Below are 14,059 nucleotides of genomic sequence, written 5' to 3' on the forward strand. Positions count from 1 at the left end.
CCCGCGGGGGCCCCCCCCCGGGGGGGGCCCCCCCGCGCCGGGCCCCCCCCCCCCGCCGCCGTTGCCGCCGTCCGCTCGTCCACCCGCGTCGCCGCGACCGCACGTCGCGGGTCCGGCAGCGCCGCGAAGCAGACCGTGCTGAGCAGCGCGACCGCCGCGACGTAGACCGCCACCGCCCAGGGCGCGCCGCCGCCGTCGCCCGCCAGCCGGGTCGCGGCGACCGGGGTGAGGGCGCCGCCCAGGATCCCGCCGAGGTTGTAGCCGAGCGAGGCGCCGGTGCAGCGCACATGCGGCGGGTACAGCTCGGGCAGATACGCCCCCAGCACCGCGAAGACCGCGATGAACGCCAGCAGCTGGGCGGCGGAGCCCAGGACGAGCGCCGCCGGCGAGCCGGTGCCCAGCAGCCAGGCGTAGGGGAAGATCACCACCCCCATCGCGGCCGTCCCCGCGAGCGCCAGGGGACGCCGCCCGAAGCGGTCGCCGAGCAGCCCCGCCCAGGGCGTTGCCGCGCCCTTGACCACGACGGCCGCCAGGACGCAGCCGAGCACCACGGTGCGGTCCATGCCGAGCCGTTCGGTGGCGTACGCCAGCGACCAGGTCGTCACGGTGTAGAAGACGGCGTAGCCGCAGGCCATCGCGCCCGCAGTGAGCAGCAGCAGCCGCCAGTGGCCCCGCAGCAGTTCCACCAGCGGCACCCGGGACAGCTCGCCCCGCTCGGCGGCGCGCTCGAACTGCGGGGTCTCGGGGAGCGCGGCCCGCAGCGCGAGCCCGGCCAGCGCCAGAGCCCCCGCCGCCCAGAACGGCACACGCCACCCCCAGGAGCGGAACGCGGTGTCGCTCAGCCCCGCCGACAGCGCCAGCACGATCCCGTTCGCCAACACGAAGCCCACCGCGGGACCGGTCTGCGGCAGGCTCGCCCACAGTCCGCGCCGCCGCGCGGGGGCGTGCTCCGCGGCCAGCAGCACCGCCCCGCCCCACTCGCCGCCCAGCCCGAGCCCCTGGAGGAACCGCAGTGCCACCAGGATCACGGGTGCGGCCGCCCCGATCGCGTCGTAGGAGGGCACCAGGCCCACGGCGGTCGTCGAGGCCCCGGTCAGCAGCAGGGAGCCCATCAGCACCGGACGCCGCCCGAGGCGGTCGCCGATGTGGCCGAACAGCACCGAGCCCAGCGGCCGGGCGACGAAGCCCACGGCGAAGGTGCCGAACGCGGCGAGCGTCCCGGCGACGGGGGAGAAGGCGGGGAAGAACAGCGGCCCCAGGACGAGGGCGGCCGCCGTGCCGTAGGCGAAGAAGTCGTAGAACTCGATCGCGGTCCCGGCCGCCGAGGCCGCCGCGATCCGGGTCATGGGAACAGGAGTGCCGGAGGCAGTAGTGCGCACGCCGGTCCAACGACCGGGGTGCGCGGGGGTGGCGCCGCCGATGCGGTGGCACCACCCCCGCGAACCGCGTTCACCAGCCGCGTTCGCGCCATTCGGCGAGGTGCGGCCGCTCGTCGCCGAGTGTGGTGTCCCGGCCGTGCCCGGGGTAGACCCAGGTCTCGTCGGGGAGGGTGTCGAAGAGCTTGGCCTTGACGCCCTCGAAGAGGCTCGTGAAGTGGTCGGGGTTGCGGTGGGTGTTGCCGACGCCCCCCGGGAACAGGCAGTCGCCGGTGAAGACGTGCGGGTGGCCGTGTGGGTCGTCGTAGATGAGGACGATGCTGCCGGGGGTGTGGCCCACCAGGTGGCGGGCGGTGAGCGTGACCCGGCCGACGCTGATCGTGTCGCCGTCCTCGACGGGGACGTCGGTGCGGACCGGGATGCCCTCGGCGTCGTGCCGGCCGGCGTAGGTGCGGGCGCCGGTCGCCTCCACCACGGCCTGCAGGGCCTGCCAGTGGTCGCCGTGCCGGTGCGTGGTGACGACGGACGCGAGCCCGTCGTCGCCGGCCACCTCGATCAGCGTGCGCGCGTCGTCGGCCGCGTCGATCAGCAACTGCTCGTCCGTGGCGCGGCAGCGCAGCACGTACGCGTTGTTGTCCATCGGGCCGACCGCGACCTTGGTGATGATGAGGTCCTTGAGTTCGTGCACGTCGGGCGCGCCGCCCACCCTGACCTCGCCGCTGTACGTCATGGCCTCAGCCTAGTGGCGGCAGCACGGGCAGGGGCACGTCCGGCTCAACGCCGAGGTCCTTGCCGTCGGAACGGCCGGTGATCCAGCCCAGCAGGGCGTGCCGGGCACCGCTCACCGTCAGTTCGGGCTCCAGTGCGGCGCCGATCACCCATTTCTCGCCGCTGTCGGTGTCGTGCAGGCGGACGGCGGCGACGCCCTCGTGGCCGGACAGGTCGTCGATGACGGCGGCCAGCTCGCGGACCGAGAAGGGCAGGGGGAGGTGCTCGCAGGTGTAGCCGATGCCGAGGTCGACGTGGTGGAAGTAGATCTCCATGAGGCGCGCGTAGGGGATCTCGGCGGCGGCGATGACGTGGCCGGAGCGCATGACCACCTGGGACGCCCAGCACTGCGGCGGGGTCTCCTCGATCGCGGCCGCGAGCCGGGCCGCGGACCGGCGCAGGTCGTCCAGCTGCTCGGTGAGCGGGCGGCCGGAGCCGGCCTCGATGTCGCGGTCCCGGCTCTCCCCGCTGGCGTACTGGGGGACCTCCTCGCCGGTGCGGGCCCAGATGAGCAGGTTCACCAGCGAGTCGGCGTTGCGGGCCAGGTGGGTCAGGACGTGGCCGCGGGTCCAGCCGGGGAGGCGGGACGGCTCGGCGACGCTCGTGGGCGCGAGCACGGAGACGGCCTCGATCAGCCGTTCGGTGGCTTGGCGCAGCTCTGCCGCATCGTGCTCGGGGTCGGGTCGTTGGACAGACACGGGGCCTCCTTGTCGCACAGAGGTGCAGGATGGGTGCGGGTGATCCACATCGTCCCGAAGACGCTAGCGCGGGACACTCGATCGGGTGAAGGTGCCGCACTGCGGCCGTAAATCGAATGTGCGTGCTATAGGCTCGTTCTCGTCGCAAGCGGAAGAAATCCCGTCGGCGCCCCGTTTAGGCTGTCTGGGGGCGTTGGAGCTTGCCCCTTGTCTGTTCTATGAAAGGTACGCACTGGCGTGGCCGATCGACTTACCGTCCGTGGCGCTCGCGAGCACAACCTGAAGAACGTGTCGCTCGACCTCCCACGGGACTCGCTCATCGTCTTCACCGGCCTGTCCGGCTCGGGGAAGTCGTCCCTGGCGTTCGACACGATCTTCGCCGAGGGACAGCGCCGCTACGTGGAGTCGCTCTCCTCCTACGCCCGGCAGTTCCTGGGGCAGATGGACAAGCCGGACGTCGACTTCATCGAGGGCCTGTCACCGGCCGTCTCGATCGACCAGAAGTCGACCTCCCGCAACCCGCGCTCGACCGTCGGCACCATCACCGAGGTCTACGACTACCTGCGCCTGCTCTTCGCCCGCATCGGCAAGCCGCACTGCCCCGAGTGCGGCCGCCCGATCTCCCGGCAGTCGCCGCAGGCGATCGTCGACCGGGTGCTCGAGCTGGAGGAGGGCTCCCGCTTCCAGGTGCTCTCGCCGCTCGTCCGCGAGCGCAAGGGCGAGTTCGCCGACCTCTTCGCGGACCTGCAGACCAAGGGCTACAGCCGGGCCCGGGTCGACGGCGCCACGGTCCAGCTGACCGAGCCGCCCAAGCTGAAGAAGCAGGAGAAGCACACCATCGAGGTGGTCGTCGACCGCCTCACCGTCAAGGACAGCGCCAAGCGCCGGCTGACCGACTCGGTCGAGACCGCGCTCGGGCTGTCCGGCGGCATGGTCGTCCTGGACTTCGTCGACCTCCCCGAGGACGACCCGCAGCGGGAGCGGATGTTCTCCGAGCACCTGTACTGCCCGTACGACGACCTGTCCTTCGAGGAGATGGAGCCGCGCTCCTTCTCCTTCAACTCGCCCTTCGGCGCCTGCCCGGAGTGCACCGGCATCGGCACCCGCATGGAGGTCGACCCGGAGCTGGTCGTCCCCGACGAGGACAAGTCCCTCGACGAGGGCGCCATCGCCCCCTGGTCGCTCGGCCACACGCGGGACTACTTCCAGCGCCTGATCGGCGCGCTCGCCGACGAACTCGGCTTCCGCACCGACATCCCGTGGGCCGGACTGCCCCAGCGGGCGAAGAAGGCCCTGCTCAACGGGCACCGGACGCAGATCGAGGTGCGTTACCGCAACCGCTACGGCCGGGAGCGCTCCTACACCACCGCCTTCGAAGGGGCGATCCCCTTCGTGCGGCGCCGGCACGCGGAGTCCGAGAGCGACTCCAGCCGCGAGCGCTTCGAGGGCTACATGCGCGAGGTGCCCTGCCCGACCTGCCAGGGCACCCGGCTCAAGCCGATCGTGCTGGCCGTCACGGTGCAGGACAAGTCGATCGCCGACGTCTCCGCGATGTCGATCAGCGACTGCGCGGAGTTCCTGCGCGGGATGAGGCTGAGCGCGCGCGAGAAGACCATCGCCGAGCGGGTGCTGAAGGAGGTCAACGAGCGACTGCGCTTCCTGGTCGACGTCGGCCTGGACTACCTCTCGCTCAACCGCGCCGCGGGCACCCTGTCCGGTGGCGAGGCCCAGCGCATCCGGCTGGCCACGCAGATCGGCTCCGGCCTGGTCGGCGTGCTCTATGTGCTCGACGAGCCGTCGATCGGCCTGCACCAGCGGGACAACCACCGGCTCATCGAGACGCTGGTGCGGCTGCGCGACCTCGGCAACACCCTGATCGTGGTCGAGCACGACGAGGACACCATCAAGACCTCCGACTGGGTGGTCGACATCGGCCCCGGCGCGGGTGAGCACGGTGGCAAGGTGGTGCACAGCGGCTCCCTGGCGGAGCTGCTGCGCAACGAGGAGTCGCTGACCGGCCAGTATCTGGCCGGCAAGCGCCAGATCCCGATCCCGCCCGTGCGGCGGCCGCTGGAGACCGGCCGACAGCTGACGGTGCGCGGCGCCAAGGAGAACAACCTGCGGGACATCGACGTGTCCTTCCCGCTGGGTGTCTTCACCGCGGTCACCGGTGTCTCCGGCTCCGGGAAGTCGACCCTCGTCAACGACATCCTCTACACCCACCTGGCGCGTGAACTGAACGGCGCCCGGGGCGTCCCGGGCCGGCACACCCGGGTCGACGGCGACGATCTCGTCGACAAGGTGGTCCATGTCGACCAGTCGCCGATCGGCCGCACGCCGCGTTCCAACCCGGCGACGTACACCGGTGTCTTCGACCACGTCCGCCGGCTCTTCGCGGAGACGATGGAGGCGAAGGTGCGCGGCTATCTGCCGGGCCGCTTCTCCTTCAACGTCAAGGGCGGGCGCTGCGAGAACTGCTCCGGCGACGGCACGATCAAGATCGAGATGAACTTCCTCCCGGACGTCTACGTCCCGTGCGAGGTCTGCCACGGTGCCCGGTACAACCGGGAGACCCTGGAGGTCCACTACAAGGGCAAGTCCATCGCCGAGGTCCTGGACATGCCGATCTCCGAGGCGCTGGACTTCTTCGAGGCGGTGCCGACCATCGCGCGGCATCTGCGGACCCTCACCGAGGTCGGCCTGGGGTACGTGCGGCTCGGCCAGTCGGCGACCACGCTCTCCGGTGGCGAGGCGCAGCGCGTCAAGCTCGCCTCGGAACTGCAGAAGCGCTCCACCGGTCGCACGGTCTACGTCCTGGACGAGCCGACCACCGGTCTGCACTTCGAGGACATCAGCAAGCTGATCAAGGTGCTGTCCGGACTGGTCGAGAAGGGCAACACCGTGATCGTCATCGAGCACAACCTCGATGTGATCAAGACCGCGGACTGGGTCATCGACATGGGCCCCGAAGGCGGCAGCGGCGGCGGACTGGTGATCGCGGAAGGCACGCCCGAGCAGGTGGCGGGGGTGGGAGCGAGCCACACCGGCAAGTTCCTGCGGGACATCCTGGGTGCCGAGCGGATCTCCGACGCCCCGCCGGTGCCGGCCGCCCGCAAGCGGACCAGCACCACCAGGAAGAAAGCGGCGGCCAAGGCCTGACAGGGCTGCGCAGAGCTTCGGCACGTAAGGTCAGATCCGTCCAAGGTCGACTTTTCCCCACGTGCCGAAGCGGAGCGCTGCCATGCTTGACACCACCGGATTTCCTCCCTGCCGCCGAACCGTGCTGAGGGGCGCCGCTGTCGCCGGCGTCGCGGGACTGGGCCTCACCGCCTGCGGCGGCGGCTCCGAGGACGGCGCCGACTCCACCGGGCCGACCAGCCCCGTGGAACTCGGTGCCGCCTCCGAGGTGCCCGTCGGCGGCGCGAAGCTGTACACGGACGCCAAAGTCGTCGTAGCCCAGCCCACCAAGGGCGTCTACAAGGCCTACAGCGCCGTGTGCACGCACCAGGGCTGCGTCTGCAACAAGCTGAGCGGCACCACCCTCTCCTGCCCCTGCCACGGCAGCGGTTTCAACGCCGCCACCGGCGCCGTCGAACACGGTCCCGCCGCCCGGCCGCTGCCGTCCGTCGGCATCCGGATCGAGGCGGGCAAGCTGGTGGCCGGTCCGTCGGTCTGAGGCGACAGGATTGTCACCGCCAGTCAGTAGGGTGGGGGCATGGCCGACCCCTCCAGCTACCGCCCCCGGCCGGGAGAGATCCCGGAGTCCCCAGGGGTGTACAAGTTCCGGGACCAGCACGGCCGGGTGATCTACGTCGGGAAGGCGAAGAGCCTGCGTCAGCGGCTCTCCTCGTACTTCCAGGACGTCGCGAACCTGCACCAGCGCACCCGCACGATGGTCACCACCGCCGCCTCCGTGGAATGGACGGTGGTGACCACCGAGGTCGAGGCGCTGCAGCTGGAGTACTCCTGGATCAAGGAGTTCGACCCGCGCTTCAACGTCAAGTACCGCGACGACAAGAGCTATCCGTCGCTCGCGGTGACCATGAACGAGGAATTCCCCCGCGTCCAGGTCATGCGCGGTCCCAAGCGCAAGGGGGTGCGCTACTTCGGCCCCTACGCGCACGCCTGGGCCATCCGCGAGACCGTCGACCTGCTGCTGCGGGTCTTCCCCGTGCGCACCTGCTCCTCCGGGGTGTTCAAGCGCTCCGCGCAGATCGGCCGGCCCTGCCTGCTCGGCTACATCGGCAAGTGCTCCGCGCCCTGCGTCGGCCGGGTCACCCCCGAGGAGCACCGCCAACTCGCGGAGGAGTTCTGCGACTTCATGGCGGGCCGCACCGGCACGTATCTGCGCCGCCTGGAGCAGCAGATGAAGGACGCCGCGGTCGCGATGGAGTACGAGAAGGCCGCCCGGCTGCGGGACGACATAGAGGCGCTGCGGCGCGCCATGGAGAAGAACGCGGTCGTCCTGGCCGACGCGACGGACGCCGATCTGATCGCCGTCGCCGAGGACGAGCTGGAGGCCGCGGTCCAGATCTTCCACGTCCGCGACGGCCGGGTCCGCGGCCAGCGCGGCTGGGTCACCGACCGGGTCGAGGAGATCGGCACCCCCGAGCTCGTCGAGCACGCCCTGCAGCAGCTGTACGGCGAGGAGCGGGGCGACTCGGTGCCCAAGGAGGTGCTGGTCCCCGCCCTGCCCGAGCCGTACGAGCCGGTCCAGCAGTGGCTCAGCGAGCGCCGCGGCTCCCAGGTCAGCCTGCGCATCCCGCAGCGCGGCGACAAGAAGGACCTGATGGCCACGGTGCAGCGCAACGCCCTGCAGGCGCTCGCGCTGCACAAGACCCGGCGTGCCTCCGACCTGACCACCCGCTCCCGCGCCCTGGAGGAGATCGCCGAGGCGCTGGGTCTGGACACGGCGCCGCTGCGCATCGAGTGCTTCGACATCTCCCACCTCCAGGGCGACGACGTCGTCGCCTCGATGGTGGTCTTCGAGGACGGTCTGGCCCGCAAGAGCGAGTACCGGCGCTTCCAGATCAAGAGCTTCGCCGGGCAGGACGACGTCCGCTCCATGCACGAGGTGGTCTCCCGGCGTTTCCGCCGCTACCTGCTGGAGAAGCAGCGCACCGGCGAGTGGGTCGACGGGAACGGCGACGGGGCGGGCGCGGAGGACGGCGCCGGCCCCGAGGTCGCGGGCGGCCCCATCGACCCGGAGACCGGCCGGCCCCGCAAGTTCGCCTACCCGCCCCAGCTGGTCGTCGTCGACGGCGGGGCGCCGCAGGTCGCGGCGGCCCGGCGGGCCCTGGAGGAACTGGGCGTGGAGGAGGTCGCCGTCTGCGGTCTCGCCAAGCGGCTGGAGGAGGTCTGGCTGCCCGGCGAGGACGACCCGGTCATCCTGCCGCGCACCAGCGAAGGTCTGTACCTGCTGCAGCGCGTCCGTGACGAGGCGCACCGCTTTGCCATCGCCTACCAGCGCAGCAAGCGGTCCAAGTCGATGAAGGCCGGTGCCCTGGACTCCGTCCCGGGCCTGGGCGAGAGCCGCCGGCAGGCACTGCTGAAGCACTTCGGCTCGCTCAAGCGGCTGCGCGCGGCGAGCGTCGAGCAGATCTGCGAGGTGCCCGGTGTGGGCCGGCGCACCGCGGAGTCCGTGCTCGCGGCCCTGGCCGGGGCCGCCCCGGCCGGCCCGGCCGTGAACACGGCCACAGGAGAGATCATTGAGGAAGAAGAGGGGACGGCCGGTCCGGTGACCGTCCCCACGGAACGGGGGAAGGGATCATGATCGAGAACGACGGAGGCGGAACACAGGTGACGACGGGCGGAGCGGGTGAAGCCGCGGAGGCGATCCCCGAACTCGTGATCATCTCGGGCATGTCCGGCGCGGGCCGCAGCCACGCCGCCAAGTGCCTGGAGGACCTCGGCTGGTTCGTGGTGGACAACCTGCCGCCGGCGCTCATCCCCACCATGGTGGACCTCGGCGCCCGCTCCCAGGGGAACGTGGCCCGGATCGCCGTTGTCGTGGACGTCCGCGGCCGGCGGTTCTTCGACAATCTGCGCGACTCGCTGGCGGACCTGGACACGAAGGGCGTCAAGCGCCGGGTGCTCTTCCTGGAGGCCTCCGACGACACGCTGGTGCGCCGCTTCGAGTCCGTCCGCCGTCCGCACCCGCTGCAGGGCGACGGCCGGATCGTGGACGGCATCGCCAAGGAGCGCGAGCTGCTGAGCGAGCTGCGCGGCGACGCGGACCTGGTGATCGACACCTCCAGCCTCAACGTCCACGAACTGCGCGCCAAGATGGACGCCCAGTTCGCCGGCGAGGAGGAGCCGGAGCTGCGGGCCACGGTCATGTCGTTCGGCTTCAAGTACGGGCTGCCCGTCGACGCCGACCTCGTCGCCGACTGCCGTTTCCTGCCCAACCCGCACTGGGTCCCGGAGCTGCGCCCCTTCACCGGGCTCAACGACGAGGTCGCCACGTACGTCTTCAACCAGCCCGGCGCCAAGGAGTTCCTGGACCGCTACGCGGAGTTGCTGCACATCGTCAACGCGGGGTACCGGCGCGAGGGCAAGCGCTATGTGACGATCGCCGTCGGCTGCACCGGCGGAAAGCACCGGAGCGTGGCCATGTCCGAGCGGCTCGCCGCCCGGCTGTCCGCGGACGGCGTGGAGACGGTGGTCGTCCACCGGGACATGGGGCGCGAGTGAGGACGACGACTCGGCGCTTGCGCCGGTCGGCACAACGCAGCGGTGCGGCACCGAAGGTCGTGGCGCTCGGTGGCGGCCACGGACTGGCCGCCTCGCTGTCGGCGCTGCGCCGGATCACCCAGGACCTGACCGCCGTCGTCACCGTCGCCGACGACGGCGGCTCCAGCGGGCGGCTGCGGCAGGAGATGGGCGTGCTGCCCCCCGGCGACCTGCGCAAGGCGCTCGCGGCGCTGTGCGGTGACGACGACTGGGGCAGGACCTGGTCGAAGGTCGTCCAGCACCGCTTCGTCAGCCAGGGCGACCTGCACGGCCACGCGGTCGGCAATCTGCTGATCGTGGCGCTGTGGGAGCAGCTCGGCGACCCGGTCGCCGCCCTGGAGTGGGTGGGCCGGCTGCTCGGGGCGCACGGCAGGGTGCTGCCGATGTCCGGCGTGCCGCTGGAGCTCACGGCGACCGTGCGCGGGCACGACCCGCAGAAGCCGGACGACATCTCCACGGTGCACGGCCAGGCGACCGTCGCGCTCACCCCCGGTGAGGTGCAGGAGGTCCAGCTGGTCCCGAACGACCCTCCGGCCGTCCCCGAGGCGGTGCAGTCCGTGCTGGACGCCGACTGGGTGGTGCTGGGACCGGGTTCCTGGTTCTCGTCGGTGATACCCCATCTCCTGGTGCCGGATCTGGTCTCCGCGCTGATGGAGACCCGGGCCCGGAAGGTGCTGGCGCTGAACCTCGCCCCGCAGCCAGGAGAGACCGAGGGCTTTTCTCCGCAGCGTCACTTGGAGGTTTTGGCCCGACACGCCCCTAAACTCACCATCGACGTGGTGCTGGCTGACGAGGCCGCCGTACCCGACCGCGGAAGCCTGACAGAAGCGGCAGAGCGGTTGTCCGGAACGGTGGAGCTGGCCCGGGTCGCCGCGCCCGACGGGCCGCGGCACGACCCGGAGTTGCTGGCGGCCGCGTTCGACCGGATTTTTCGTATGCATGGAAGGATCGGCCCATGGCGATGACGCCAGCGGTGAAGGACGAGATCTCCCGGCTCCCCGTCACCCGGACCTGCTGCCGCAAGGCCGAGGTCTCGGCGATCCTCAGGTTCGCGGGGGGACTCCATCTGGTCAGCGGCCGCATCGTGATCGAGGCGGAGCTGGACACCGGGATCGCGGCCCGCAGGCTGCGCAAGGACATCCTGGAGATCTTCGGGCACTCCTCCGACCTCGTCGTCATGGCGCCCGGCGGGCTGCGCCGCGGCAGCCGGTTCGTCGTGCGGGTGGTCGCCGGCGGTGACCAGCTGGCCCGGCAGACCGGGCTCGTCGACGGCCGGGGCCGCCCGATCCGCGGACTGCCGCCGCAGGTGGTCTCCGGCGCGACGTGCGACGCCGAGGCGGCCTGGCGAGGGGCCTTCCTGGCCCACGGATCGCTCACCGAGCCGGGCCGCTCCTCCTCCCTGGAGGTCACCTGCCCCGGCCCCGAGGCGGCCTTGGCGCTGGTCGGCGCCGCCCGTCGGCTGCAGATCGGGGCGAAGGCCCGCGAGGTGCGCAACGTCGACCGCGTGGTCGTCCGTGACGGTGACGCCATCGGCGCGCTGTTGACGCGGCTGGGCGCGCACGAGTCCGTGCTCGCCTGGGAGGAGCGCCGTATGCGGCGCGAGGTGCGCGCCACGGCCAACCGGCTCGCCAACTTCGACGACGCGAACCTGCGCCGCTCCGCCCGCGCGGCGGTCGCGGCGGGCGCCCGGGTCCAGCGCGCCCTGGAGATCCTCGGCGAGGAGGTGCCCGAGCACCTCGCGGCGGCCGGCCGGCTGCGGATGGACCACAAGCAGGCGTCGCTGGAGGAGCTGGGCTCGCTGGCGGAGCCGCCGCTCACCAAGGACGCGGTCGCGGGCCGCATCCGCCGGCTGCTGGCGATGGCCGACAAGCGCGCCTCCGACATCGGCATCCCCGGCACGGAGTCCAACCTGACCGAGGAAATGGTCGGCTGAGACCGGCCGTCCGGGGGGCGTCGGCCGCGCCGGGCCCGGTTACCCGTCCGTAGTGCGGGCACCGGCGGTGCCGATGTCACCGCTGGGTTCCCGCCGGGGTAGGGTCGTCCTTGGTCGGGGACATCCCATACGTCGCAGCCGGAGCGAAATGGCATCCGGCACATCAGCGAGGAGATCGGTTCGTGACGATCCGCGTAGGCATCAACGGCTTTGGTCGCATCGGTCGTAACTTCTTCCGTGCCGCCCTGGAGCAGGGTGCGGACATCGAGATCGTGGCTGTCAACGACCTGGGCGACACCGCCACCACGGCGCACCTGCTCAAGTACGACACGATCCTGGGCCGCCTGAAGGCCGAGGTCACCCACACCGCCGACTCCATCACGGTGAACGGCCACACCATCAAGGTGCTGTCGGAGCGCAACCCCTCCGACATCCCGTGGGGCGAGCTGGGCGTCGACATCGTGATCGAGTCGACCGGCATCTTCACCAAGGCCGCGGACGCCAAGAAGCACATCGAGGGTGGTGCCAAGAAGGTCATCATCTCGGCGCCGGCGTCCGACGAGGACATCACGATCGTGATGGGCGTCAACAACGACAAGTACGACGCCGCGAAGCACCACATCATCTCCAACGCCTCCTGCACCACCAACTGCGTGGCGCCGATGGCGAAGGTCCTGGACGAGAACTTCGGCATCGTCAAGGGCATGATGACCACGGTGCACGCGTACACCAACGACCAGCGCATCCTTGACTTCCCGCACAAGGACCTGCGCCGCGCCCGTGCCGCCGCCGAGAACATCATCCCGACCTCGACCGGTGCCGCGAAGGCCACCGCCCTGGTCCTCCCGCAGCTCAAGGGCAAGCTGGACGGCATCGCCATGCGCGTCCCGGTCCCGACCGGCTCCGTGACCGACCTGGTCATCGAGCTCGAGCGCGAGGTCACCAAGGACGAGGTCAACGCCGCCTTCCAGAAGGCCGCCGAGGGCCAGCTCAAGGGCATCCTGGAGTACACCGAGGACCCGATCGTGTCCTCGGACATCGTCAACTGGCCGGCCTCCTGCACCTTCGACTCCTCCCTGACGATGGCTCAGGGCAAGCAGGTCAAGGTCATCGGCTGGTACGACAACGAGTGGGGCTACTCCAACCGCCTCGTCGACCTGACCGTGTTCGTCGGCGGCCAGCTCTGACAAGGGCTCTTCAGCCCGCCATGCGATGAGGACAGGGTCCGAACGACGCGATGTCGTCCGGGCCCTGTCCCATGACCTTTCCACGACTGCCCCATGGCGCGAGCGCCGTGCCGCCGCGCCGGCAGGGGCCGAGGCAGGAGAGTCCTCACCATGAAGACGATCGACGAACTCATCGACGAGGGGGTCGGCGGCAAGCGGGTCTTCGTCCGCGCCGACCTCAACGTGCCGCTGTCCGGCGACACGATCACCGACGACGGCCGTATCCGCGCCGTCGTGCCGACTATCGCCAAGCTGGCCGAGGCCGGCGCCAAGGTGATCGTCGCCTCGCACCTGGGCCGCCCGAAGGGCGCGCCCGACCCGCAGTTCTCGCTGGCGCCCGTCGCCGGCCGGCTCGGTGAACTCCTCGGCACCAAGGTCGCCTTCGCGGCCGACACCGTCGGGGACAGCGCCCACGACGTGGTCGGCGCCCTGGCCGACGGCGGCGTCGCGCTGCTGGAGAACCTGCGCTTCAACCCGGGCGAGACCAGCAAGGACGACGCCGAGCGCGGCGCCTTCGCCGACCAGCTGGCCGCCCTCGCCGAGCTCTACGTCGGCGACGGCTTCGGCGCCGTGCACCGCAAGCACGCCTCCGTCTACGACCTGCCGGCCCGGCTGCCGCACGCCGCCGGCCTGCTGATCGCCACCGAGGTCGGTGTGCTGAAGAAGCTCACCGAGGACGTGGCCCGCCCGTACGCGGTGGTCCTCGGCGGTGCCAAGGTCTCCGACAAGCTGGGCGTGATCGACCACCTGCTGGACCGCGCCGACCGCATCCTGATCGGCGGCGGCATGCTCTTCACGTTCCTCAAGGCCCAGGGCCACGAGGTCGGCAAGAGCCTGGTGCAGGAGGACCAGCTCGACACCGTCGCGGAGTACCTGGAGCGTGCGAAGGCCAAGGGCGTGGAGTTCGTGCTGCCCCTGGACATCGTCGGCGCGCCGTCCTTCCCCGACCTGAAGAACCCGGTCGCCGGCAACCCCGTGACCGTGACCGTGGACGCCTTCCCCGGCGACCTGATGGGCCTGGACATCGGTCCGGAGTCCCGCAAGCTCTTCGCCTCGAAGCTCGCCGACACGGCCACCGTCTTCTGGAACGGCCCGATGGGCGTCTTCGAGCACCCCGACTACGCCGAGGGCACCCGTGCGGTCGCCCAGGCGCTGCTCGACAGCCCCGCGTTCACGGTCGTCGGCGGCGGCGACTCCGCCGCGGCCGTGCGCATCCTGGGCTTCGACGAGAACGCTTTCGGCCACATTTCGACCGGTGGCGGCGCGAGCCTCGAGTACCTCGAGGGCAAGACGCTCCCCGGCCTCGCCGCACTGGAGGGCTGACCG

General features: G+C 71.2%; 11 protein-coding genes. 8 read left to right on the forward strand and 3 right to left on the reverse strand.

The genetic code is table 11. The annotated features are described in order from the left end of the window. From ABZ883_RS31495 to ABZ883_RS31505, 3 genes are all read right to left on the reverse strand, one after another. Window positions 1–1,346: MFS transporter (locus ABZ883_RS31495; RefSeq protein WP_360912174.1), on the reverse strand; the 1,346-nt coding region annotated here is incomplete at its 3' end. A 103-nt stretch (window positions 1,347–1,449) separates the two neighbouring features. After that, a complete protein-coding gene (locus tag ABZ883_RS31500; RefSeq protein WP_360912176.1) occupies window positions 1,450–2,106 on the reverse strand; it encodes an MBL fold metallo-hydrolase in 657 nt (218 codons plus the stop codon). A 4-nt stretch (window positions 2,107–2,110) separates the two neighbouring features. Continuing rightward, window positions 2,111–2,842 (reverse strand): maleylpyruvate isomerase family mycothiol-dependent enzyme, encoded by a 732-nt coding sequence (locus ABZ883_RS31505; RefSeq protein ID WP_360912180.1) that lies wholly within the window; start codon window positions 2,840–2,842, stop codon window positions 2,111–2,113. Window positions 2,843–3,079: 237 nt separating this feature from the next. Between ABZ883_RS31505 and uvrA the strand changes: the two genes are divergently transcribed. The 8 genes from uvrA to ABZ883_RS31545 all read left to right on the forward strand — a co-directional run bounded on the left by uvrA (window position 3,080) and on the right by ABZ883_RS31545 (window position 14,056). Then, window positions 3,080–6,001, forward strand: a complete 2,922-nt coding sequence (gene uvrA / locus ABZ883_RS31510) for an excinuclease ABC subunit UvrA (RefSeq protein ID WP_360912182.1) — start codon at window positions 3,080–3,082, stop codon at window positions 5,999–6,001. An 82-nt stretch (window positions 6,002–6,083) separates the two neighbouring features. Then, the gene (locus ABZ883_RS31515) at window positions 6,084–6,518 is read left to right on the forward strand and encodes a Rieske (2Fe-2S) protein (RefSeq protein ID WP_360912184.1); all 435 of its coding nucleotides are present in this window, start codon (window positions 6,084–6,086) and stop codon (window positions 6,516–6,518) included. Between the two features lie 39 nt (window positions 6,519–6,557). Beyond that, a complete protein-coding gene (gene uvrC, locus ABZ883_RS31520) occupies window positions 6,558–8,615 on the forward strand; it encodes an excinuclease ABC subunit UvrC (RefSeq protein ID WP_360912187.1) in 2,058 nt (685 codons plus the stop codon). After that, window positions 8,612–9,535: an RNase adapter RapZ gene (gene rapZ, locus ABZ883_RS31525; protein WP_360912189.1), complete on the forward strand. Its 924-nt coding sequence runs from the start codon at window positions 8,612–8,614 to the stop codon at window positions 9,533–9,535. The genes uvrC and rapZ overlap by 4 nt, the downstream gene beginning before the upstream one ends. Beyond that, window positions 9,532–10,539, forward strand: a complete 1,008-nt coding sequence (gene yvcK, locus ABZ883_RS31530; RefSeq protein ID WP_360912191.1) for a uridine diphosphate-N-acetylglucosamine-binding protein YvcK — start codon at window positions 9,532–9,534, stop codon at window positions 10,537–10,539. Before rapZ ends, yvcK begins: the two co-directional genes overlap by 4 nt. Then, a complete protein-coding gene (gene whiA, locus ABZ883_RS31535) occupies window positions 10,530–11,507 on the forward strand; it encodes a DNA-binding protein WhiA (protein ID WP_319661180.1) in 978 nt (325 codons plus the stop codon). Before yvcK ends, whiA begins: the two co-directional genes overlap by 10 nt. A 182-nt stretch (window positions 11,508–11,689) precedes the next feature. Continuing rightward, a complete protein-coding gene (gap, locus tag ABZ883_RS31540) occupies window positions 11,690–12,694 on the forward strand; it encodes a type I glyceraldehyde-3-phosphate dehydrogenase (protein WP_360912193.1) in 1,005 nt (334 codons plus the stop codon). Between the two features lie 150 nt (window positions 12,695–12,844). Continuing rightward, the gene (locus ABZ883_RS31545) at window positions 12,845–14,056 is read left to right on the forward strand and encodes a phosphoglycerate kinase (protein WP_360912196.1); all 1,212 of its coding nucleotides are present in this window, start codon (window positions 12,845–12,847) and stop codon (window positions 14,054–14,056) included. The last annotated feature ends 3 nt before the right edge of the window (window positions 14,057–14,059 follow it).

The organism is Streptomyces sp. NPDC046977 (assembly GCF_040644455.1).
Taxonomy (GTDB): Bacteria; Actinomycetota; Actinomycetes; order Streptomycetales; family Streptomycetaceae; genus Actinacidiphila.